Consider the following 25055-nt stretch of genomic DNA (forward strand, 5'->3'; position numbering starts at 1 on the left):
TTATTACCTTAAATATTCTCCCAATACCACTTCACGGCTTCCTCCAACCCTTTTTCAAGAGTATGACTAGGAGAGTATCCTAATAATGTTTTAGCCTTTTCTATTGAAGCTAATGAATGAGGAATATCTCCTAATCTGTTAGGTCCATATTCTATTTCGATATCAGCTATTCTTGCATCGTAGTTACTTAGGAGCTTTTTTAAGCATAGTACCAAGTCATTTAATGTAGTACGCTCTCCAACAGCTGTATTATAAACTGTATTTATTCCTTCGGGGTTATCTGTCAACATTGCTAATTCATTCATCTGAATAACATTATCAATATATGTGAAATCTCTGGAATAATCTCCTGTTCCATTAATTCTTGGCGAATCCCCATTCATAAATTGTTTTACAAATAGTGGAATTACTGCTGCATATACTCCGTGCGGGTCCTGGCGTCTTCCAAAAACATTAAAATAACGAAGGCCAATACATTCCATCCCATATGTTTTGCTGAAAACATCAGCATATAATTCATTCACATATTTTGTAATAGCATAAGGAGATAAAGGGCGTCCAATCACCTCTTCCACTTTGGGTAAAGCTTTAGAATCTCCGTAAGTAGAGGATGAAGCTGCATATACAAATCTTTTAACATTTGCATCCCTTGCAGCCACTAACATATTTAAAAAGCCTGAAATATTAACCTCATTAGAGGTTTGAGGATCTTTGATAGATCTAGGAACTGATCCTAAAGCAGCCTCATGGAGTACATAATCTACTCCTTGTACAGCTTCTACACAAGTTTCAAAATTACGGATATCCCCTTCAATTAACGTATAATTCGGATCTACAAGAAAAGGTTCTACATTATGTCTATGTCCTGTAGCAAAGTTATCAAGACAAACCACCTTATATCCTTTCCCTAAGAAATATTCTGTAAGATTAGAACCTATAAATCCCGCGCCTCCTGTAATTAGAACCTTTTTCATTTAAAATCTATCTTTTAATTTTTGAAACCAGGTTTTCTTTTCAAAAGTATAACCATAGCCATATTTATTACTGTAACCCAAATTTTCATGGCTTACATCATTTAATACAAATCCAACGTTCTTAATTTTACTTTGGTCAACGTTGTTATTAGCAAATTCAATTAATGATTTCTCTGTATAGTTAGATCTTGCTACATAAATTGTTACATCTGCCATATCTGCAATTAAGAAAGTATCCGTTACTAAAAGCAATGGAGCAGTATCTAGAATTACATAATCATATCTTTCCTTCAACTGATCAACCAATACTTCATATCTTCCATTAGAAAGCAATTCAGTAGGATTAGGAGGAATCATTCCTGAATAAATAACATCCAAATGTGGGTTAAAAGATGAAACATGAATAATTTCCTCTAACTGGATCTGATCTGAATAAAGATATTCAGTAAGTCCTGCCAACCCTTTTCTTGATGGATTATATCTCTGTAATTGAGGATTCCTAATATCTGAACCAATAATAATAGCTTTCTTCTTTGGATTCGCTAAAGTCAGAGCCAGGTTTACAGAAGTAAATGTTTTTCCTTCCCCTTTAACGGTGGAAGTAACAAATACAACTTTTCCTTTATTCTTGTTTTTAGGAAGCATAAAATTCATATTGGTTATCAGAATTCTAAATGCTTCAGCCATTGGAGTGATATCATTCATCTGAACAATATCAGAATCTCCTTTCTCCAGACTAGGCAATTCTGCAATTACTGGAGCATGTATCAGATTTTCAAGATCATGCTTAGATACAATCTTATTATTTAATAGCTCAAGCAAATAAATAATGATGAAAGGAATAAGAAGTCCTACAAGCAATGCTCCCCCAAGAATAATGATTTTTTTTGGTGAAACCGGAGCATTTGATGCATATGCTGTATCAATTACTCTTGCTTTTGGGGCTGTAATAGATAATCCGATAGCCGTCTCTTCTCTTTTCTGCAGAAGAAGAAGATATAAATTCTCTTTAATTTGTTGTTGTCTCTCTATTCCTCTAAATAACCTTTCTATAGATGGTAACTTGGATATTTTTCCTGAAACTTTATTTTGTTCACCCAGATACTCATTTCTAGCTAATTCTAATCCATCCTTATTTTTCTGCAAACTTTGCGTTATTGTTGTACGCATTGAGTTGATCTGCTTAGTAATATCAATAACAGCAGGGTTTTCAGGGGTTGCAGATTCCAACAATCTATTACGCTGCATTACCAGCTGGTTATAAGTAGAAATCCCAGAACTAGCTTCTGGACTATTTAGGCCTACATTAGATGGAAGAACCTGAAATTGACCTTGCCTGGAAACAAATCCAATTAAAGAATTGGTTAATTCCAATTGAGCATCAAGTTCAAGTTGTTTACTTCTTGCCGCTGCAGAACTTTCAAGGTTTATTCTGGCTTCCGTTTCAAGATCAGTAAGATTATTTTTTGTTTTAAAATTTTCTTTCTGGCTTTCTACATCACCTAGTTCAGTAGAAAGTTTTTTTATTCTGTCTTCTATAAAATCTAAGGTTTTCTTAGATTCAAGATTTTTATCAGTAATAGCATCATTATTGTAAGCAATAACCAGTGCGTTCAAAATATCAATAGCTTTTTCACGTTGCGGATAAGTCATTGATAATCCCAAAACAGTAGCATCTTTACTTACAGTACCAATTTTAGAAATACCTTGCAAATAAGAAACTTTAGCTTCCATCGGGAATATTCTAAGCTTCAGGTCTTTTGTATTTATATCCTTAGTTAATAACGGATTAAACTCGTTATTCTTCAGAATAATAATTGTAGCATACGGTAAATTAATAGTCTTACCAAAACTGGAAACAATTTCTTTATTAAGTTCTTCTGAGGTAAGATATAATTGATCTCCTTTTATCTTTAAATTGATAGGTACTTTTGGAAATTCCGCCAATGATTTTTCTGAAACTAATTTAACAAGTACCGGAGATGATTGCTTGTATAATTCAACACTTCCGATCTTTTTTTCTGCAATAATATCAGCCTGTAAATTCAAAGATTTTACAACATCTCTCATGAGTTTTTTAGATTTAAAAACCTCAATCTCGTTATCAATGCTATTAGTTTTCATTCCTCCAAATCCGGATAAATCTTGGAGTATGCCCATTTCACTTCCGGCAGCAGGAGTATTTTTAGAGTCCTTTATAAGAACTGTAGTTTCTATACTATAAACAGGAGTAATAAATTTCAAAGCAAAGTAAGTAGCAATAACACATAAAAGCATTGAAATAATAAACCATTTCCACTTTCTTAAATAGGGCTTAATGATTTCATTAATATTATTTGAATTTTCTACTTCTGAGGAATGCATAGTTTTTTGGTTGTCCATTAATTTTTTACTTCTTGATTAAACTTACAACAACTGCTGCTGCTGTTATAGCAATTGAAGCAGCTGTTAAATATAATCCTGTATTTGGGTTTTGTTTAGAGGCTAAATCTTTTGTATTACTTGCCGCTACAATAATAGCATCTCCTTGTTTTAAATGATAATAAGGTGAATTAATTAGATTGGCATCCTGAAGATTTATTTTACCATGTGTTATCTCCCCGTTTTCATTTCTGATGATCAGTATATTATCTCTTTTACCATATGCTGTTAAGTCACCAGCCATACCAAGGGCATTAAGAATAGTAGCCTGTCCGTTGGAAACCACATAATCTCCCTGTCTCGTAACTTCTCCTAAAACTGTAATTTTAAAATTAGCTAATCTAATATTTACAGTTGGATTAATAACATATCGGGTCATTTCTGATCTCAATATATCTTTAAATTCAGATAATGTTTTTCCTGTTGTATTAAGCTTTCCTACTATAGGAAAATCTATCTCACCTTTAGAATCTACAATATAAGTAGGCCCAGAGATAGTTGTTAAGCCTTGATTAGGAGTATTACCTCCGGCAAAGGTATTTGTCTGAATAAGTTCGGAAGATGAATAATTTTGATTAAATGCTTTTACAACATCCATATCCTTAGCAGTAATAAGAATAACTAATTGATCACCTGACTGTATTGTAGAGTTTGAATTTTTCGTAGATGATTCTATAGCAACATTTTCTATATTTTGCATATAGTTTAAATCATTTTTTGCCTTCTCATTGACCTTACAAGAAATCAATAAGAAAATACAAAACATTCCTATTATTTTACTTTTCATATTTTAAAATTGTACAAATATACATTTATATTTTTTTTTACCTATCTAAAACCTCATAGATGGAGTTATTACTTCTAAACTCAGGAACTATGAGTTTTAAAATTTTCACCACCTCTACTTTTTCTTTCATTATGGATGCTTCAGTGATCAAACTAACAAGATCATCAATTTCTGAAAATGATATAATAGGATCCTTAGAAATCATAATTTTATCATGGTGAGTGGGAAGAGTTTTTGCGTTATCACTTAATAGCTCTTCGTATAGCTTTTCACCTGGTCTAAGCCCTGTATAAATAATCTTAATATCAATATTGGGTTCAAATCCAGATAACTTTATCATTCTGTTGGCCAAATCTAAAATCTTTACAGGTTCTCCCATATCAAATACAAAGATCTCCCCTCCATGTCCCATTGTTCCAGCCTGAAGAACAAGTTCACAGGCTTCAGGAATCGTCATAAAATATCTTACAATATCAGGATGGGTAATCGTTACCGGGCCACCAGCTTCTATTTGCTTTTTAAAGTGAGGAATAACAGAACCATTTGACCCCAAAACATTTCCGAATCTTGTCGTAATAAATTTTGTAGTATTTCCCTCAGTATGTTGTAAAGACTGTACAAATAATTCAGCAGCTCTTTTTGATGCTCCCATTACATTTGTAGGATTCACAGCTTTATCTGTAGAGATCATAACAAATCTATTAACCTTATATCGGCTTGATAAAAGAGCGATATTCTTTGACCCCAAAACATTTACGCGAATTGCTTCATTAGGATTATCTTCAACTAAAGGTACATGCTTATATGCCGCCGCATGGTATACCATCGAAAAATTATAGGTTTGAAATAATGTTTCCACCCTATTCATATTAGAAACATCAGCCAGAACAAATTTAAATCTGATATGAGGAAACTTCTCCTTCATTTCAAGTTCAATATCATACAATGGTGTTTCGGCCTGATCAAGTACAACAATTAATGAGGGAGTAAATTGGGCTACCTGTCGGACAATTTCACTACCAATAGACCCAGCTCCACCTGTAACTAAAACAGTTTTGCCATAATGTCTGCTCTTAACTTCTTCGTTTTCTATCTTTATAGGTTTTCTGTTAAGTAAATCTTCAATCTGAAGGTTTCGTATTGATCCTCCTAAATCACTATCTCTTAATTTTTGAACAGAAGGGGCCTTAAATACATTCAGATCTTTTTCCAGAAATAAATTGACCCAGGAATTCATTTCATCCTTTGCCATCATTTCCTTGACAATAATAATCCCATCTATAACAAGATCATCTTTTGTACTGGTTTCAATCTTTTCTTTTGCATAGATTGGTTTTCCAAGAAGTGAAGCTCTCTTTGAATCTGTCCGCTGAGTCAAAAAACCCACTACTTGGTAAGGCAGATTTGGATTATCCAAAATAGCTCGGGCAATAGCAATAGATTGTTCATCAATACCCAGTACTAAAATCCTTTTTTTCAAAGCACTTCTTCTATATTCTCTTACAATGTGAAAAAACTCTTTGACATAAAGTCTAAAGAGAAATAATCCCATAAAAGAGATTACAAAATATAAAACCAGATAGGGAGTTAGAATAAATTTACCTCCCGTCACCCAGAAATACGTCATATTGATTGTAGCTACAACAAACATGGTACAAAAGCATGAAATAAGAAGCTTAAATAAATCTATAAAAGTAGAATGCCTAATAATCCCTGCATAAGTCTTAAAAAGATACATAAAGATTGTATTCACCAGTATAATAAAAGCAAAAACTACACTTTTATCTTCATGGTAAATAAACTCTTTTTGAGTGATTTTTTCGATAATATACGTTGAAAGAAATAAGGATATAACCAGAATAATAATATCTATTATGAGTATTATCCATCTGGGAAGATATCTTACATCTGAGAGATTGACAACATTATCTCCTCCAAATATTTTTTTTCTGAAAGAATTATACATTGTCTTTATTTGTGTTCATATTATTATTCGGTACAAAACCCCTTTATTAAATTAATATCAATTTCTAGGGATCATGCAAAATTAAAATAAAATCTCATCAATTCCCTAAATCTGAAAAAAATAAATCTAATCCTTGAGATTAATCAGGATATTCTTTATTTTATCTTTATCCCCATCAGTCAGATTAGTCCCGGATGGTAGACATAAACCCTTGTCAAAAAGTATACCACAAACATTACTGCCAAAAAATTTATACTTTTCAAATAATACCTGAAGATGCATCGGCTTCCACAAGTATCTGGTCTCTATATTACTTTCAGAAAATACTTGTTTTAACTTTTCTTTTGTAATTTTCGAATCCTTTTTTTCAAAAGTGATTGTATTCAGCCAATAATTTGAAAAGAAATCTTCATTAGGTTCTTCTAAGAGATCAATTTCTTCATATTTTTCAAAAATATCACGATAGAATCGATGGTTCTCTCTTCTTTTTATTATCCTGTCTTCTAAAACTTCCAGCTGCCCCCTTCCTATTCCTGCCGAAATATTACTCATTCTATAATTGTATCCAACTTCTGAATGACTATAATAATCTCGGTTTTCTTTTGCCTGCGTAGCAAAGTAAAGTATTTGGTTTTTAGATTCCCGATCTCTTGATATAAGAATTCCGCCACCAGAGGTTGTAATAATCTTATTTCCGTTAAAACTAATAATTGATAAGTCTCCGAAATTTCCGCAAGGTTTATTTTTGTATTTACTTCCTAATGCTTCGGCACTATCCTCAATAATCGGAATCTCATATTTTTGTGATATTTCTAGAATTTCATCTACCATAAATGGCATCCCATATAGAGAAACAGTAATAATTGCTTTGGGCTTTTTTCCTTGCTTCAAGCAATATTTAATGGCATCCTCCAATGCGTTTGGACAAATATTCCAGGTAGTGGATTCACTATCTACAAAAACAGGAATGGCTTTTTGATAAAGAATGGGATTAGCAGAAGCAACAAATGTAAATGACTGGCACAAAACAAAATCACCTTCCTGAACATTCAATAATCGCAAGGCTAAATGTATTGCAGCTGTTCCTGAAGACAAAGCCGTTACAAATGAATTATTTCCAAGATAGTTTTCAAGTGTTCTCTCAAAACTATCTATATTTGAACCATATTGAGATACCCAATTGGTATCAAAGGCATCTTGTATATATTTCAATTCATTTCCTCCTAAGTGGGGAGGTGACAGCCAAATCTTCTTTTCTTCCAAGCTTTTTGCGTTTTGGTGTTTTGGTCAAATTTTTCAGTCAAAAATATCATTTATTTTCTCATATTCAAAACCTCTGCTCATCAAATATTTTATGGTCTTCGCTTTTTTCTGATATTCCTGCAGTCCTTTTTGTTTAGAAGAGTAATCTTCGTAGATTCTTGTGATCGTTTTGGTATAGTCATCTTCATAGATTTCATCAAAACACATATTGATCAGTTTTTCAGAGATTTGCTTTTGCTTCAGATTCATTCTGATCTTATTTCTTCCCCAATGTTTGATATAAAATTTGCCTCGGATATAGCTTCTGGTAAACCTTTCCTCATTGAGATAATTTTCTTTCATCAGATAGAGAATAATTTCTTCTTTAGCCTCTTCAATCAGCAGAAATTCCCTCATTTTCTGTTCCACTTCAGCATGACAACGATCCTGATACACACAATAGCTGACCAGTTTCTGCTTGATTTCAACAAAAGTAAAAGATTTCTTTTCCATATGAATAAAAAAAGAATGAGCTTCCGCCCATTCTTTATACTATATTATATTTTATATTAGTAGTTGAACAATGCTTTTCCTTCCATTAATTCATTTACTTTCTTTCTTACCGATGCAAGAACTTCTTCATTTTTGATATTATCTACTACTTCAGAGATTAATCCTGCAATAGTTTCCATATCATTTTCTTTAAGTCCTCTTGTTGTAATAGCAGCTGTTCCTAATCTGATACCGGATGTAGTAAATGGTGACTTATCATCAAAAGGAACCATGTTTTTGTTACATGTAATATCAGCAAGTACTAATGCTTTTTCTGTTTCTTTACCGTTTACGCCTTTATTTCTAAGGTCTACCAACATTAAGTGGTTATCTGTACCTCCGCTCACGATATCGAATCCTTTGTCGATCATTGCTTTTGATAATGCCTGAGCATTAGCTCTAACCTGTTTTGCATAAGTTTCAAACTGACCATCCAAAGCTTCGCCGAAAGCAACAGCTTTACCGGCAATTACGTGCTCTAGCGGACCTCCCTGAATTCCAGGGAATACAGCACCATCCAATACCTGGCTCATCATTTTTGTTTCTCCTTTTGGAGTTTTATGACCGTAAGTATTTTCAAAATCTTTACCCATCATGATCATTCCTCCTCTTGGACCTCTTAAAGTCTTGTGAGTAGTCGTAGTTACTACGTGACAGTGTTCAAATGGTGAATTCAATAATCCTTTAGCTACTAAACCTGCAGGGTGAGCAATATCAGCCCAAAGTGTTGCTCCGATTTCATCTGCAATCTCTCTGTATTTAGCATAATCAAGATCTCTTGAATAAGCAGAGAATCCAGCGATCAGCATTTTAGGTTTTTCTCTTAAAGCAACTTCTCTCATTTGGTTGTAGTCGATAAGACCCGTTTCTCTTTCTACTCCGTAAGAAACTACTTCATACTGAATTCCTGAGAAGTTTACTGCAGAACCGTGGGTAAGGTGTCCTCCCATTGAAAGATCCATTCCCATGATTTTATCTCCTGGTTTCAAAACTGCAAGATATATGGCTGCATTTGCCTGAGATCCGGAATGCGGCTGAACGTTTACATAATCTACTCCGAAAAGTTCTTTTGCTCTGTTGATCGCTAAGGTTTCAACCTCATCCACAACTTCACATCCTCCGTAATATCTTTTCCCGGGATAGCCTTCAGCATATTTATTTGTCAGTACACTTCCCATTGCTTTCATCACATTTTCAGAAACAAAATTTTCCGATGCGATAAGCTCTAATCCATGGGCTTGTCTTTGTCTTTCCTTTTCAATCAGGTCAAAAATAATATCCATTTTACTTTTAGTTTTTGAAATTTTTCACCCCAAATATACGGATTTTTCGTTGAGATTTTAGTATTGACAAGGATGATTTTTAAACACTAAACAATAAAAAGACGGAAAAACAATCAAATCATTTATATCCTCAGATTGTATAAGGTAAATCTTTAAAACTCCTCTTCAGAAAGCTCTTTATTCACAACAGCTCCTGCTAAATTACCCTGTGCAACGGCATTGGCTACAGACCTCATCATCGTTACATTATCTCCACAAGCGAAAACTCCGGGAACAGACGTTTTCTGCATAAAATCTGCTTTGATAAACCCATATTCTGTTAGCTCACAGCCTAATTCTGATACATCAACATTCTGCTCAAAAGGGATTTTTGCATATAAGGCTTTTAAAGGTGCAACGCTACCATCTTTGAAAATTATTTTTTGAATATACCCATTTTCATGTTCAATATTCTCTATTTCTTCTTCATTAAGATTGATCTTATTCTGTTTTAACTTTTCAACCTGTTTATGGGTAAGCTTTGTTTTCCCATTAGTGAATAAGGTGAGCTCTTTTGTCAAATTAAAGACCAACTTTGAAAATTCAAAAGCTAAGTCACCGTCTGCTAAAATGCCTGTTATTTCATTTCTTACTTCATAACCATGACAATAGGGACAATGGATGACAGAAATCCCCCAACATTCTGAAAATCCTGGAATATCCGGCATCATATCTTTTACTCCGGAAGCCAGAATAATATTTTTAGCATAAAACTCATCACCGGAAAACAACTCAACACAAAAGACATCTCCATTTTTCTCTATTTTCTTAGCTTCACCTTCATAAAACTGTACCGTCTTATATTTTTCTACATCCTTTTTCGCTAGTTCTCTGATTTCTTTTGGAGTTTTTCCATCATGGGTAATAAAATTATGGGAATGCGGAGTCTGTCTGTTAGATGGCTTTCCGTGATCTATAATCAACACGTTTCTCAAAGATCTACCCAATGCCATTGCTGCAGATAATCCGGAGTAACTCCCTCCTATGATAATAACATCCATTTTTTTGTTTTGCATACTTTCTGTCGGGATATAATTTATTGATATACAAAATTACAATAAAAATCATTTAACGCAACTTTATTGCATTAAATAATTAATAAATAAAAATGATTCCTGAACATCTGAATTCAGGAATTATTTTTTGACAAAATATCTGTTCAAAAGATTAAGGTGCTTTTGCTAATTCAGGATTAACTTCACCTGTTAATGATTCAAAAAAAGCATATATATTATCGACTTGCTCTGATGTTAATTCTTTATCCAATTGTATTTTACCCATTATTCTGATGACTTCCTTCAAATCTGTCACGCTCCCATCATGAAAATAAGGTGAGGTTTTAGTAACATTTCTCAAAGAAGGAACTTTAAACATATATTTTTCGGCTTCATTTTTACTAATAGCCGACTTACCTTCATCAATTTTAGTACTTTTAGTTTCCTTCCAATATTCTTTATATACTCCGAATTTCTGAAAAGAATTACCTCCTAAAGCCGGACCAGTATGACAAGTAATACATCCCACATCAATAAAGTTTTGAAGTCCAAGTTTTTCTTTATCTGTTAAAGCATTATTATCTCCCTCAATGTATTTATCAAAACGGGAAGGAGTTATTAACTTTCTTTCAAATGCTCCAATTGCGTTGGTAAGATTATCCCAATTGATGGGACTCTTATCCTTTGGAAAAGCAGTGGCAAACATTTTTTGATATTTTTCGTTTTTCTTAAGTCTTTCAATAACAAAATTTTCATCAGGAATTCCCATTTCTATAGGATTTAGGATAGGCTTGCCAGCTTGTTCTTCAAGAGACTTTGCTCTTCCGTCCCAAAATTGTGCTGTATGAAGCGCTGCATTCAAAGTAGAAGGTGAATTCCTTACTCCTACAGATCCTTTAGCGTCTCCAGGAGAAAAAGCTTTATTATCCACTCCATAGGTGTTTAGATTATGGCATGTATTACAACTTTGGGTTCCATTCTTCGAAAGGATAGGATCAAAATACAATGCTTTTCCCAATAGTACTTTTTCGTCACTTATAGGACTGATTGGATTATCCACGAAGCCAGGTAAAGCACCAAATATAGCTTTTGCTTTATTTTGCAACTCGGTAAACATTGGAATTAAAGGAATATCGGTTTCTGTCTTCTCTTTATTTCCCTGGCATGAAAATAATATCAGAAGGCCCAATATTAAAATTAAATTTTTCATATTATGTTTTTAGGTGAAATTAAAAATAATAAAACCTATTCACAATATTAAATCAAAACTAAAGGATATAACAAATCAGAAATAAATAATATATAAAACATACTATTCTCAACAACATTCATTAATCATAAACCTCAAGAATAAACTATTCTAAAAATTAACCTGACTTAAACATTTTTTTTTTCGAATCCCTTAAACCTATTAGACTCAACTACAGCTATATGTTCGTTAATTTCTACTTTTCACTTCATCTATTTCATTCTGAAGTCTTCTGCGTATGTCAATTTTTGCATCTTCAAAACTAAAAATAACAGTTCCCTTTTCTCTTGCATATGGATTAGTGACAGAATCCGCCAGTATCGAATAATTGAAAAAAGCTCCGGTTTTTTGGAGTTCATTTTCTGGAGTATCTTTAACTCTAATCAGATTTTTATACTTCTTACTTAAATCCATCCAATTGATATAATCTGCGTTGAATGAAACGGCCTTCACTCCTTTTTTTGAATAAAAATTAATAGCTCCTGCCTGCCCATAATTATCACAAAGCACTAAGGTATTTCCGGATTTTGACAGTCTAGAATATTCTTTATCTACTTTTTGAGCTAATTCTTTCCAGCCCAACATGTCTGCAAAATCCTGAGGTAAAGAATGATCTTTACCATCTTCCCAACGCAAGAGTCCAAATTTCTTATAAGAATCTGGATTCTGAACTATAGATTCCGGAGGTTTATTAGGAAATGCTAGATTGTATATTGGCAAAAACAAAAGGATAGGATGTAAAATACAAATAGGTTTGAGAAACCTCTTCCATCCGCTTTTTAAAATTTCCTCAAGGTAAACAGCCCCGAAACCTATATAAATAGGGTAAATACCTACAGCATAATAGTCTTTTGCTCTAAAAAACATAAATACAGATATGGTGATCATATATCCCCAAAAGAAAAACCTAATTTTTTCGAAAGATTTATAAAACAACAAAGCATAAAAACCAAACAGAATAACAAAAGTTACCCCGATAAAGAATAAAAACTGAGATTTCAAAAAGTCAAACCTATTGACATTTACTAACTGATATTCGGAAAGCTCTTTCATGTGATGAACTACCGGAAAATTATTATTATACTGCCAGATGAGATTGGGAAAAATAATCACTAGGGCTAAAAGTGAAGCGCCATATGTATGAGGATTTGCAAAAATCTTTCTTTGCTTAGTCATTAAAAGAGCTGGAATAAATCCTAATGCAAGAAAAACGATATTGTATTTATTCAATATTCCAATCGCGAAAATGAAACCACCCCAATACAGCCAACTTATTTTTTCAGTATTGACATATTTTATCAGAATATAGAAAAAGGAAGTCCACAAAAGAACATCTAATGAATTGGGTTGATACAACATGTTCAAACGAAGTAATGAGGAAAACAACAGTCCCAATGATGCAAGAAGACAAGCAAAAAGGCCACCTTTTAATTCTTCAATAGCTTTCCAGACAACAACTATTGTTAATGCTCCGAATAAAGCCGGAAAAAATTTAATCCAAAATACAGAATCACCTAATGCCTTTATCAGCCATGATATCCATGAACTTACAGGAGGAACGGAAATATAGCCCCAGGCAAGATGATTCCCCTGGTCCAAATGTAAATATTCATCTCGTTGCAGGTCGTATTCAGGACTTATCAGCGAATATTGAAGAATAAATTTGACGATGATAAAAATAATAAGAATAAGGCTGCTTTTCTTCATGGCTATATTTTAAAACTAAAAATAAGACATTTTAAACTTCTGATCTATTACATTTTAAAGATGAAAAAATATTAGAAACTATATGCTGGGAGATATGATACCTTTACTATTCTATAAAAAATCCCGAAGAATATATCTCCGGGATCTAACAGTTTAAAATGTATAGTGTAGTTTATTATTTTGCTTTTGATTTTTCTTTCAATTCTTCTTTGTCTTTATCTGACGGGTTCCAAACTTTTATTTCAGAATCTTTGGTAATATCAGATCCCGGAAGAACCTGAACATTAATTCCGTCACTAGCCCCAAGTTTTAAATATACTTTTTTAAACTTTCCGTCTTTCTGCTTTACTTCTACAAAAGGAACATCTTTCCCTTGCTTTTTTTCATACTGAACTAAAGATTCGTCCAGTAATAAAGCATTTTTCTGAGAGCTTAATACAATTTCTCCGTTAGCAGAGAATCCTGCTCTGATATATTCATTGTTAGGGTTTTCTACGTTACCTTCAACTGGGAACTTGATTGTTCCTACATTATCTTTTCCTTTTGGAGCAATCATGGTCAGTTTTCCAGGGAAAGTTTTGTTTTGTAAAGCACCAATTACAATGTTCATATCCATACCCTGCTTTAATTTTCCAGCCTGAGCTTCATCAATCTCTCCTTTAAAGATCAGAGAATTCAGATCTGCTACGGAACAGATTGTTGTTCCGGCATTAAAGTTATTCGCTTCAATTACCTGGCTTCCTAATTTTACAGGAACCTCAAGAACTGTTCCTGAAGCTTTGGAACGGATTTGCGTAGTAGCCAGACCTTGACCCTGAAGTTCAGGAGTAGCACCGGTTTTCGCAATCTGTAATCTTTTCTGTGCTGTATTCAGCTGTTGCTGAGAATTTTTAAGAGTTTGCTGCTGAGAGAAAAGCTGCTGCTGGGCATTAAGAAACTCCTGTTTAGAAGCTACTCCCTGCTTATACAGTTTATCCTGCATTTCAAACTGCTTCTGCATATTGCCTACATTCATCTGCGCATTGCTGATCTGAATCTGTGCATTCTGAACTTCCTGCTGAGCAGCGTTTACTTCGGAAATACTTGGTACAATTTTCACAGTAGCAATGAGCTGGCCTACTTCTACTTTATCTCCTTCTTTTACTAAAATTTTATCGATAATCCCTGTAATATTGGGCTTAATTTCAATTTCTTCCTTTGGAACAATTTTTCCGGTGGCCATTACCTTATCATCCATATTCTGAATACTGGGTTTACGGGTAAGGAAAGCCTCGCCTTCTTGGGAATTCGATTTTACCAGATAACCGATCCCTGAGAACAATGCCACTGCAAATAAAAGCCCCAATACAATATAAATGGCTTTTTTCCAAGTGAATTTCTTTTTCATATGTATAGTTTATTTTTTATTAAAAGATTGAATGATTTAAAAATTACAAGATGATACTTTTATATTTTTAAATACTCAAATTATTTGATTTTCAAATTATTATTCTGTTCTTAATGCTTCAATCGGCCTGATTTTCACTGCTCTCTGCGCAGGGATCATCCCAATAATCAATCCTAATATAACCATTACAGCCATGGCAGCAAATACGTTTCCGTAGTTTACCGTTGGATTATAGAAAGGAAACGAGTCCTGTCCCTGCGTGGCCATATTTAAGATCATCAGCACAAAGATTCCAAACATAAATCCCAGCAACCCGGAAGAGAGTGTAATCACAACACTTTCCAGCAGGATCTGGTTTCTTACTTCAGCAGGCTTGGCTCCCAATGCTCTTCTGATGCCTATTTCCTTTGTCCTTTCTTTTACAGTAATCAAAAGAATGTTTGAAATGGCAATAACTCCTGCCAGGATCGTTAATGTTCCAACAATAATGGTTAAAAGCTGCATCCCTGTAAGGAAACCTGTCAGTTTTTTAAATTCTTTTCCTAAGTTGAAACTTCCAAAGGCATTGGTATCTTCAGGGGAAATTTTATTTTTCACCTTCAAAACCTGCTTTACTTCTTCTTCTACTCCATTAACGTTGGCATTAGGTTTACTGACAATAGCAAACATATCAATCTGCTCTCCCGCATTATACATCTTAGTATAAGTGGATAGTGGAATAAATGCTGTTTGATCATTTTCAAAACCACCTCCTTTTTTTACTCTGAAAACACCAATTACATTGAAGAATATTCCTTTTATATTGATAGACTGCCCTATAGGATCTTCTTTTTTCTTGGAATCAAAAAAGTTTTTATAAATCTCTTCTCCGATCACTACCACATTTTTGTTACCGGAAACATCTGCATCGTTGATATAACGTCCGAAAATCAGCTTCTTTTCTGAAATCTTGTTTCCTACAGAATAATCTCCCGTCAAAGAGTAAGTAGCACTTTTCCCGTTTCTTGACATAGATTCCCCAGGTGTTCCTGTAAAACTTCCTCTTGCATTCTGAGGTGATATATAATCAATATCGATTACTTTTCTTTTCAGCATTTCCATATCCGGTAAGTTCAAATGAACATCTCTTCCTTTCGGAAACCCTTCATACGGAATAGATGTTTTCTGTGCCCACAGGAAAATGGAATTGGTAGCAAACCCGGAAAACAACTTATCAAAACCATTCTCCATCCCTTTTGCTGCCCCAAGAAGGCTCACATATAAAAACATGCCCCATCCTACCCCAATCATGGTAAGAAATGTTCGGAGCTTATTATTTCTCAATGAATAATAGATCTCCTGCCAAGTATCTTTTTTAAATATGATATTCACCTTTCTGAATTATAAATTATTAATAGTTGTAAAAGAGTAAATAGCTGTCATTACTACATTTACAGATTATCTTATTTTCAATTACTATTCTGTTCTCAATGCTTCAATCGGTTTAATTCTTGAAGCTCTGTATGCCGGAACAAACCCTGCGATCAATCCGGAGAAAACTAATGCTATAAATGCCATAAAGATGGATCCCCAACCTACACTCGGACTTTTAATGAAGAATTCTTCAAGGCTGTCACCAATCAGGCTTAATGTTAAAACACCCACTCCTATTCCCACAAATCCGGAGACTACAGTAATCACGACACTTTCCTGAACAATAAGGGCAACAATTCCTGCCGGTTTGGCTCCAATAGCTTTTCGTACTCCAATTTCCTTGGTTCTTTCTTTTACAATATAAACCATGATATTACTGATCCCGATAATTCCCGCTAATAATGTTCCCAGTCCAATAAACCCTACGATTGCAGTAAGAACCGCCATAAAGGTGAATGTATCATTCATATTCTTGGCATTATTCCATACACGAACTCCATTTTCGTCATCAGGAGAAACATTTTTCCTTGCTTTCAGTTTATCTCTCAGCTCGTCTCCATACTTGATTGCATCCTGAGGGTTGAGCAGTTTATCATTATAGGCTATATAAACCGTATTCACGGTATCAGACCCTTTTTTCATCTGCTGTAAAGTGGTAATGGGTACGGTAATGTGTCTTTCATCTCTGTCCCCGCCATCATCTGAAAATACCCCAACAACTTTAAACATTGTTCCGTTAATATCCAGTTCTTTCCCGATAGAACCTCCGTTTTTAATAAGGTCTCTCTGAACCATTCTTCCGATAACCGCTACATTCTGTTTTCTGGCTAAGTCGAAAGAATTAATGTAACGTCCATCAACTAGCTTTCTGTTTTCAATAACCTGTTCTCCCGGCTCTGCACCATGTACCTGATAAAGTCCACTTTCTTTGCCATATTTGACCATTAAATTGGTCGCATATCTTGGACTGGATGCTCCTACATTTTCTTTATCTGCATTGACAAGAAAATCGTAGTCATCATTGTTCATACTAACATTTCTATCGGATTGTAATCCTTTATAAGCTAAGGTAGTTTTTCCTGTATAAATGGTAATCAGGTTTTTGGCATCTCCTGCAAATCCTTCCGAGAAAGCATTCTGAAGCCCTTTTCCTATTCCAAAAAGAACAATAAAAATAAACAGTCCCAAGGCTACCGTAAATCCCGAAAGTACCGTCCGAAGTACATTACTACGGATAGAACTGAATATTTCCTGCCAACGATCTAGGTCAAACATTTTTATTAATATTAAAAGATTGAAAAATTAAAAGAATAAAGTCATTCAATTTTCAAATTATCTCATTTCCAAATTTTCAAATTGTCTAAAGTACAATCTGCTTAATAAACTCATCACTTTCAATGATACCGTCCTTCAGGACTACGTTTCTTTTTGTCTGTGCGGCTACATCCGGTTCGTGGGTTACCACAATGATAGTTTTTCCTTCATTGTTAATATCCTGAAGAAGCTTCATAATATCATGGGTGGTTTTGGAATCCAATGCTCCGGTAGGTTCATCTGCCAATACCACTTTCGGATTTGTGATAAGAGCCCTTGCAATCGCGACCCTTTGTTTCTGTCCTCCAGAAAGTTCATTGGGAAGGTGATTGGCCCATTGTGCAAGACCTACTTTCTCCAGATATTCCATGGCTTTCTGATTTCTTTCTTTTCTCGGTACGTTCTGATAGTATAGAGGAAGAGCTACATTTTCCAGGGCTGTCTTATAGCTGATAAGATTAAAGGATTGAAAAATAAACCCTAAAAACTTACTTCTGTATTCTGCCGCTTTCACTTCTGATAAATGCTCAATAGGAACACCATCCAATTCATAGGTTCCTGAATCTTTTTCATCCAGAATCCCAATGATATTAAGAAGGGTAGACTTTCCGGAACCTGAACTTCCCATAATGGAAACAAACTCTCCTTCTGAAATATTCAGATTGATCCCCTTCAAAACATGAAGTTTGCTTTTCCCTGTATCGTATGACTTATGTAAATCCTGAATTACTAACATTAAGTGATGTATGTTTTATACCCAATAAGTAGATGATAATTTCAAATTGTTACAAGATTGAAAATTTATTCAAATATTTTTTTGTTTAACCCTTTAATCCTTTATTTAAAGCAGGTTAATAAATTTTGTTTAACTGTAACTTAAGTTTTCCATGTATTTATCCCCTATATTGCCTTCTAGCCTATTATCTGTGCCAGTTTCATGTAAATGTGGAAAACTTTTACAGCTAAAAGTCAGCCTATTAGTATTTACCTCTTTCAAAATCAGTTCTTTTTTTCGAACTTTGTCATTAGATTTTGCTCAGAAAAGAAAACTTACAGTGTGAATAACTTAAATTCACAACCATCACAAAAACAAAAAGTTACACTTCTTCTGAACATTATCCACAGAGATCTGAATTATTTAATTATAAAGATATTTAATATGGGAATTTTTGATAAGAGAGTAAGCTATAAGCCATTTGAATACCCGGAGGTTCTGCAATTTGTAGAAGCTATCAACAAATCATTCTGGGTACATTCAGAAGTGGACTTTACTGCAGATGTACAAGATTTTCATTCGCAGTTGGAACCACATGAAAAGCATGCTGTGAAAAATGCGCTTTTAGCCATTGCACAGATCGAGGTGTCTGTAAAGACATTCTGGGGAAACCTATACAACCACATGCCAAAACCTGAATTGAATGGACTGGGAGCTACTTTTGCAGAATGTGAATTCCGACATTCTGAAGCTTATTCCCGTTTATTGGAAGTGTTGGGATATAATGAAGAATTTTCAAATGTAATAGAAATTCCTGCCGTAAAAAAGAGAATTGATTTCTTATCAAATGTTCTTAAACACGCCAATTCTACAACACCAAAAGAATACGTTTCTTCTCTTTTATTATTCAGTATCCTTATTGAAAATGTATCGCTTTTCTCACAATTTGCCATCATCCTTTCTTTCACAAGATTCAAAGGATATATGAAGAATGTTTCCAATATTATTGCATGGACTTCTATTGATGAGCAAATTCACGCTAATGCAGGAATTTATCTGATCAATAAAATCCGTGAGGAGCAACCCGACCTATTGACAGATTCAGATATTGAAGACATCTACACATTGGTAGACCAATCTATAGAATTGGAAGGAGAAATCTTAGACTGGATCTTTGAGCTTGGAGAATTAAATGTTTTCTCAAGAGAAGATCTATTGAACTTTATGAAATATCGTGTTGATGACAGTTTAAAGAAGATCAATATGGAAACCCGTTATAATGTTTCTCCTGAGGAATACCGCCCTATGAAATGGTTTGAAGAAGAGGTTTTTGCCAACTCTATGGATGATTTCTTCGCAAAAAGACCAGTAGATTATACGAAGCACGATAAGAGTATTACAGCAAACGATTTGTTTTAGTTTAAGGGCGCGAGCGAAGCGAGCGTCAAAACAGACTGTATTATCACGTCATCCATAATACAATTAAAAACAGAATCACAGTTGACTTAATAAGCACAAATATAAAAGATGATTAATGTAATTGTAAGCTACACCGTAAACCCTGAATTTGTTCCTACAAATAAAGCCAATATTCAAAAGTTTTTAGAGGATTTTAAAAATCTGGATCAATCAATATTTGAATATAAGGTGTATGTAAAGGAAGATGGTGTTACCTTTGTGCATTATTCTAACTACATCAATGAAGAAATTCAGCATGAGGTTTTGAATGTACCATCTTTTAAAGAGTTTCAAAAATTAAGAGATGAAAGTGGACTAAACGGTTCCCACAAAGTAGAATTTTTACAATCAATAATATAAAAAATACAAAATTCCTGAGTGATTATCTCATTTTGGAATTCGAAAATATAACATCTATGGAAGAGCAAAATTCAAATATATGGTGGCTCAATGAAGAGTCTGAACAGATGCTAAACAGAGGATATCTGTTGAAAGGAGAAACAGTAGACGGAGCCATTGACAGAATCACCACCGCTGCCGCAAAAAAATTATATAAGCCTGAATTACAAGCTGCATTCAAAGAAATGATCACCAAAGGATGGATCAGTTTTTCTTCACCGGTATGGGCTAATATGGGAACACAGAGAGGTCTTCCTATCTCATGTTTCAATGTTCACATTCCCGATAGTATTGAAGGAATTACTCACAAAATGGGTGAAGTAATCATGCAGACTAAGATCGGAGGCGGAACTTCAGGATATTTCGGAGAACTTCGTAACAGAGGTACTGCTGTAACAGATAATGGTAAATCTTCAGGAGCAGTTTCTTTCATGAAATTGTTTGATACAGCAATGGATGTGGTTTCTCAGGGAGGAGTGAGAAGAGGTGCTTTTGCTGCTTATCTGGACATCGACCATGGTGATATTGAAGAATTTTTATCCATTAAAGATATTGGAAGCCCTATCCAAAACCTATTCACAGGAATTTGTGTTCCGGATTACTGGATGCAGGATATGATTGATGGGGATATGGATAAGCGTAAGATCTGGGCAAGAGTTTTAGAAAGCCGTCAGCAAAAAGGTCTTCCTTATATTTTCTTTACAGATAACGTAAATAGAAATAAGCCACAGGTTTACAAAGACTTAGGATTACCTGTTAACGCAAGTAACCTTTGTTCTGAAATTATGCTTCCATCTACAAGAGAAGAATCTTTCATCTGCTGTTTATCATCTATGAACTTAGAATTATATGATGAGTGGAAAGATACGGATGCAGTAAAACTGGCTATTTATTTCTTAGATGCTGTTTTATCAGAATTTATCGAAAAAACTGAAGGGAATTATTATTTACAAGGAGCTAGAAACTTCGCTATGCGTCACAGAGCTCTTGGGTTAGGTGTTTTAGGATACCACTCCTATTTACAGAAAAATATGATTCCGTTTGAAAGCTTTGAGGCAACTCAGTTTAACGCAAGAGCTTTTAAACATATTAAAGAACAGGCAGAACAGGCTTCCAGAGAACTTGCTAATATTTACGGTGAACCGGAATTACTGAAAGGTTATGGATTGAGAAATACCACTACAATGGCCATTGCTCCTACCACTTCAAGTTCTGCAATTTTAGGACAGACCTCTCCAGGAATTGAGCCATTCGCATCTAATTATTATAAAGCAGGTTTAGCAAAAGGAAACTTTATGCGTAAGAATAAATATCTGGCTAAATTATTAGAAGAAAAAGGATTGGATAATGAGGAAACCTGGAGAACGATCATGTTAAATCATGGTTCTGTACAACACCTAACTGAATTAACCGAAGAAGAAAAAGCTGTATTCAAAACATTCAAGGAAATCTCTCCGATGGAGGTTATCTCCCAGGCTGCACAAAGACAGCAATATATTGACCAGGCACAGTCTCTGAATCTTCAGATTCCTTCTACAATGCCTGTAAAAGATGTAAACTATCTCTATATCGAAGCTTGGAAAAAAGGAGTAAAAACTCTTTACTACCAAAGAAGTTCTTCCGTTTCAAAAGAAATGATGGTGAACTTTGTAACATGTTCAGCTTGTGAAGCATAGACTACAAATAATAAACACGCTATATTAGCAAAGGCACGTCGTAAGGCGTGCTTTTTTATTTGCAACTCAAAATATAAAAAACTCTTGAGAGACATTCACTCCGAAAGTTTGGGATCATTTTAAATTGATTACATTCCCAATCAAAGCAATGTATCTATTTTTTAAACAAAAGGCCCGGAAAAAATTCCGAGCCTATGAAAAAGAATTATATTGAAGTAAAATAATAGCATTTAGAAATTATATCTCACCCCCACCTGTGCCTGAAATCTTGATGCAAACTGATCAATTGTATAAGGTAACCCCGGCGTTTTGAAGTTATAAGTAGGATCTCCGGCTGAAGGTTGGCCTGCCGCTATATTTCCAGTTTTAGTAAGTCCTACACTTGCTGTAGAATTAAACGTATTAGGTACAAAGTATACTTTCCCCCAATCTTTATTCAAGAGGTTAGTAAAGTTGATGATACTTAGAGAGATCTGGATATTATTTTTAGATTTCTCGCTCAATCTGATTTCATCCATAATTCTGATATCTGCCTGAATATTCCAAGGCGTTGTATCTCCATTTCTTTCCGTAAATTTCCCTCTTCTTGATTTCAGATAGTCATTATTATTAACCAAGTTCTCATAATCAGCAACCTGCTGCTGGGTACTTACCACTACGTTTCCTGATCCATCTCTTATAGGAACAATATATTTTGCAGCTTCGGCAGCATCCTTAAAGATATAAGCAAGACCCACAGCCTGTCCCGTATTGGCAATTGTACTGTTTATAAATCCCCATGAGAAAGGGTTTCCTGACTGTGCATTAAAATATACATTGGTAGATAATCTGTTGGATTTGGAAATATTAAACGCATATCCAAGGTTAGCTACAATTCTGTTCTTGATTGCAAAATTGGAAGTTGTCAACTTAGGGTCATTTGGTGTCAACGATTGATTCATCTGCCAGTTACTTTCCATTGAGTTTCTGATACCATTCGTAATATCTTTCGCATCACCATACGTATAGGCTGCAAAGAAATTAAATCCAAAATTATATGATTTTGAAATCTGAGCCGTCAGGTTGTAACGATATCCCTCTTTTGTATTGGATAAAAGGTAGGCGTTAGAAAACTTGCTATTGATATTGGTTGTGTAAATTGGCATTTCATGATTCACATCATAGCTGTAATACGTTACATTATCTGTTTTATTCACCTGCTGAAATTTCAGATCATACAATACTTTCGTATAAATACCTTCCAATGTCAACTTATATCCTGCAAGAGTATAATCGAATGCCAGGGAACTTCTCCAGACTCTTGGCATTTTAAAATTATTATCAATAAGGTCAACCTGTACTTTAGAGGATTTTGGATCTTTGTTTGGATTCTGCCAATTCGGAAGATTAGTTCCTACCAATGGATCTCCGTACTGAGCAATCTGTGCTGTTGTTGGTCCATTGATATCGTAACTTCCAAAACCAACTCCATCATTATAATAAGCGTATCCTAACCATGCAAACGGAATTCTTCCTACAAAAATACCGGAACCTCCTCTTAACACCATAGATCTGTCTTCTGTAACATCAATGGTAAATCCAAGTCTTGGGGATAGTGTCGGCTTGTTAAGATAACTATTGGTTAGCTGGCTCAACGGAGTATAGTTGTAAGTATTTCCGAAATAAGAATCCTGAGGAGATTGGTTTACAAGCGGACTAAGCTGTGGCTTGTTAGGTAAATCTGTATAATCTACTCTTACCCCCGGTGAAAGTCTCACTCTTCCCCAATTGATTTCATCCTGCAGATATAATGAAAGCAGGTTTACTTTATATTGAGCATAAGGATTGTCAAAAAGATCCTGTCTGCTGTTTCCGCCAAAAGGATATGTCCCTCTTACTCTTGCAGGAGTGCCATTATAAAAATCATTTAGTGATCTATAAGATATCCTTCCATTTAAAGCATTTACAAAACCATAATTAATATTGTATAATTCATTGTGAGTTCCCAGCAAGAAGGTATGATTCCCTGTTTTATAAGTTAGGTTATTCGTAATTTCGAAAGTCTTCTGTTTCATATTGAAGACAGTTGCCTCCCTGTCATTTCCTAACAAAATAGTTCCACCGTTATGGGTAATTTCAACCTGTGGAAACATTGCATTACCAGAAGTGGGATCTCTATAATCATGAATAGAAGAATACCCAACCACCAAATTGTTGTTCCATTGATCATTAAAACGGCTTTTCAATTCAAGAGTAGTTGTAGATGCTGTATTTTTCTGCACAAAATCCATACTGGAAAATCTGAAATTAGCACCATCCCTTTCAAGATTGGATGCCTGGGAAAAGACTGTATTATTTTTGATGGATAAAGTATGTTTATCATTGATTTTCCAATCTAACTTATTAAAAAGCTTAGCACTTTCAGAAAAATTATTATATCCATTAAAACCTCCTACATTGAATCCATATTTCTGCTGTACAAAATCTGAAAGTTTCCGGGCAACGGATTCATCTATCAGTGCATTAGGATCATTGGCATTATAAAATACCGGATCTACCCTTTTGGTATATTCCAGGTTAGTAAATAAGAAAACCTTATCTTTTACTATAGGCAGGCCCACTCTACCACCATATATAAAATCGGAAAAACCACTTGGCATTTTGGAATTATCACCTACTCTGTTTCTACCTGTGATTGCGGCATTTCTACCATACACATACAGGGAACCTGTTACGTCATTACTTCCGCTTCGGGTCACCGCATTGATACTTCCTCCAAGAAAATTTCCCAGCTTTACATCATAAGGAGCAATATACACTTGCACATCCTGAATAGCATCCAAGCTAATAGAATTAGAACGAGTACTGCTTCCAGGCATCCCTGAAGTACTGGTCTGACCTCCTAATGAGGGACTGAAACCAATTGCATCATTATTGATAGAACCATCAATTGTCACATTATTATAACGAAAATTGGTTCCATTAAAAGAGTTATTGGCACTTTGAGGAACCAATTTGGTAACATCCTGAATTCCTCTGTTAATATTTGGAAGTCCTGAAATTTGCGTCTGGCTGATCCCAACTCCATATTTTACGTTAGCTTTTTTTGAAGTAATCTTTACCTCATCAATAGACTTCTCTTTACTGCCAATCTCTACTATTGGCAAGTCATTGCTTCCTAAAGAAAGTTGTAAATTAGGATTTTCATAAATAACCTGTGAACCATCATATATCTCAATTCTATAAGGCCCTCCCGGTTGAAGATTATCTAAACTAAACTGTCCTTTATTATTACTTTTAGTTTCAAAGGTACTATTGGTAGGGACATGCACTACCTTTACCGTAACCTCGGAAGAAATTCCTTTTAATCTTCCAAAAATCCTAGAGCTGGTTTCCTGTGAAAATGCAAATCCAAAAGATAATAAAGCAAAAGCACAAATCAATTTTTTCTTCATAATTTTTAATGCTACAAAACTTGTCGTAAAATTAGATTGATAAA

At 34.4% G+C, this 25055-nt stretch carries 18 protein-coding genes; 3 read left to right on the forward strand and 15 right to left on the reverse strand.

Going from position 1 to position 25055, the window contains the following annotated elements; all coding sequences use genetic code 11:
- Positions 1 to 8 precede the first annotated feature (8 nt).
- From M2372_RS05285 to M2372_RS05350, 14 genes are all read right to left on the reverse strand, one after another.
- Positions 9 to 974: an SDR family oxidoreductase gene (locus tag M2372_RS05285; protein WP_123318070.1), complete on the reverse strand. Its 966-nt coding sequence runs from the start codon at positions 972 to 974 to the stop codon at positions 9 to 11.
- Positions 975 to 3356 (reverse strand): tyrosine-protein kinase, encoded by a 2382-nt coding sequence (locus tag M2372_RS05290; RefSeq protein ID WP_123318069.1) that lies wholly within the window; start codon positions 3354 to 3356, stop codon positions 975 to 977. It abuts the gene before it with no gap.
- Between the two features lie 7 nt (positions 3357 to 3363).
- Positions 3364 to 4182, reverse strand: a complete 819-nt coding sequence (locus M2372_RS05295) for a polysaccharide biosynthesis/export family protein (RefSeq protein ID WP_123318068.1) — start codon at positions 4180 to 4182, stop codon at positions 3364 to 3366.
- A gap of 37 nt (positions 4183 to 4219) precedes the next feature.
- Positions 4220 to 6148, reverse strand: coding sequence for a nucleoside-diphosphate sugar epimerase/dehydratase (locus M2372_RS05300; RefSeq protein WP_123318067.1), 1929 nt, complete (start codon positions 6146 to 6148; stop codon positions 4220 to 4222).
- Positions 6149 to 6274: 126 nt separating this feature from the next.
- Complete coding sequence (locus M2372_RS05305) at positions 6275 to 7411, reverse strand: aminotransferase class I/II-fold pyridoxal phosphate-dependent enzyme (protein ID WP_123318066.1); 1137 nt, start codon at positions 7409 to 7411, stop codon at positions 6275 to 6277.
- 33 nt (positions 7412 to 7444) lie between these two features.
- On the reverse strand, positions 7445 to 7909 hold the full coding sequence (locus tag M2372_RS05310; RefSeq protein WP_409013130.1) for a regulatory protein RecX: 465 nt from the start codon (positions 7907 to 7909) through the stop codon (positions 7445 to 7447).
- 50 nt (positions 7910 to 7959) lie between these two features.
- A complete protein-coding gene (gene glyA, locus M2372_RS05315) occupies positions 7960 to 9225 on the reverse strand; it encodes a serine hydroxymethyltransferase (protein WP_123318064.1) in 1266 nt (421 codons plus the stop codon).
- A gap of 152 nt (positions 9226 to 9377) precedes the next feature.
- Complete coding sequence (locus tag M2372_RS05320; RefSeq protein WP_123318063.1) at positions 9378 to 10280, reverse strand: NAD(P)/FAD-dependent oxidoreductase; 903 nt, start codon at positions 10278 to 10280, stop codon at positions 9378 to 9380.
- 151 nt (positions 10281 to 10431) lie between these two features.
- Positions 10432 to 11469: a cytochrome-c peroxidase gene (locus M2372_RS05325; RefSeq protein WP_115970175.1), complete on the reverse strand. Its 1038-nt coding sequence runs from the start codon at positions 11467 to 11469 to the stop codon at positions 10432 to 10434.
- A 228-nt stretch (positions 11470 to 11697) separates the two neighbouring features.
- Positions 11698 to 13215: a glycosyltransferase family 39 protein gene (locus M2372_RS05330; RefSeq protein WP_123318062.1), complete on the reverse strand. Its 1518-nt coding sequence runs from the start codon at positions 13213 to 13215 to the stop codon at positions 11698 to 11700.
- A gap of 175 nt (positions 13216 to 13390) precedes the next feature.
- Complete coding sequence (locus tag M2372_RS05335; protein ID WP_185018689.1) at positions 13391 to 14602, reverse strand: efflux RND transporter periplasmic adaptor subunit; 1212 nt, start codon at positions 14600 to 14602, stop codon at positions 13391 to 13393.
- A 99-nt stretch (positions 14603 to 14701) separates the two neighbouring features.
- Positions 14702 to 15973 carry an ABC transporter permease gene (locus tag M2372_RS05340; protein WP_115970172.1) on the reverse strand — a complete coding sequence of 424 codons (1272 nt, stop codon included), beginning with the start codon at positions 15971 to 15973 and terminating at the stop codon, positions 14702 to 14704.
- Positions 15974 to 16057: 84 nt separating this feature from the next.
- Positions 16058 to 17290, reverse strand: a complete 1233-nt coding sequence (locus tag M2372_RS05345; RefSeq protein ID WP_115970171.1) for an ABC transporter permease — start codon at positions 17288 to 17290, stop codon at positions 16058 to 16060.
- A gap of 85 nt (positions 17291 to 17375) precedes the next feature.
- Complete coding sequence (locus M2372_RS05350) at positions 17376 to 18065, reverse strand: ABC transporter ATP-binding protein (protein ID WP_123318060.1); 690 nt, start codon at positions 18063 to 18065, stop codon at positions 17376 to 17378.
- Positions 18066 to 18488: 423 nt separating this feature from the next.
- Here M2372_RS05350 and M2372_RS05355 point away from each other — a divergent pair, with 423 nt between their 5' ends.
- The 3 genes from M2372_RS05355 to M2372_RS05365 all read left to right on the forward strand — a co-directional run bounded on the left by M2372_RS05355 (position 18489) and on the right by M2372_RS05365 (position 21577).
- Positions 18489 to 19463 (forward strand): ribonucleotide-diphosphate reductase subunit beta, encoded by a 975-nt coding sequence (locus tag M2372_RS05355; RefSeq protein ID WP_115970234.1) that lies wholly within the window; start codon positions 18489 to 18491, stop codon positions 19461 to 19463.
- 108 nt (positions 19464 to 19571) lie between these two features.
- Positions 19572 to 19862 carry a DUF1398 family protein gene (locus M2372_RS05360; RefSeq protein ID WP_123318059.1) on the forward strand — a complete coding sequence of 97 codons (291 nt, stop codon included), beginning with the start codon at positions 19572 to 19574 and terminating at the stop codon, positions 19860 to 19862.
- A gap of 56 nt (positions 19863 to 19918) precedes the next feature.
- Positions 19919 to 21577 carry a ribonucleoside-diphosphate reductase subunit alpha gene (locus M2372_RS05365; protein WP_115970168.1) on the forward strand — a complete coding sequence of 553 codons (1659 nt, stop codon included), beginning with the start codon at positions 19919 to 19921 and terminating at the stop codon, positions 21575 to 21577.
- Between the two features lie 230 nt (positions 21578 to 21807).
- On the opposite strand, the gene M2372_RS05370 is transcribed toward M2372_RS05365, so the two are convergent.
- The gene (locus M2372_RS05370; RefSeq protein WP_123318058.1) at positions 21808 to 25011 is read right to left on the reverse strand and encodes a TonB-dependent receptor; all 3204 of its coding nucleotides are present in this window, start codon (positions 25009 to 25011) and stop codon (positions 21808 to 21810) included.
- Positions 25012 to 25055: the final 44 nt, after the last annotated feature.

The organism is Chryseobacterium sp. BIGb0232, from assembly GCF_024810195.1.
Taxonomy (GTDB): domain Bacteria; phylum Bacteroidota; class Bacteroidia; order Flavobacteriales; family Weeksellaceae; genus Chryseobacterium; species Chryseobacterium pennae.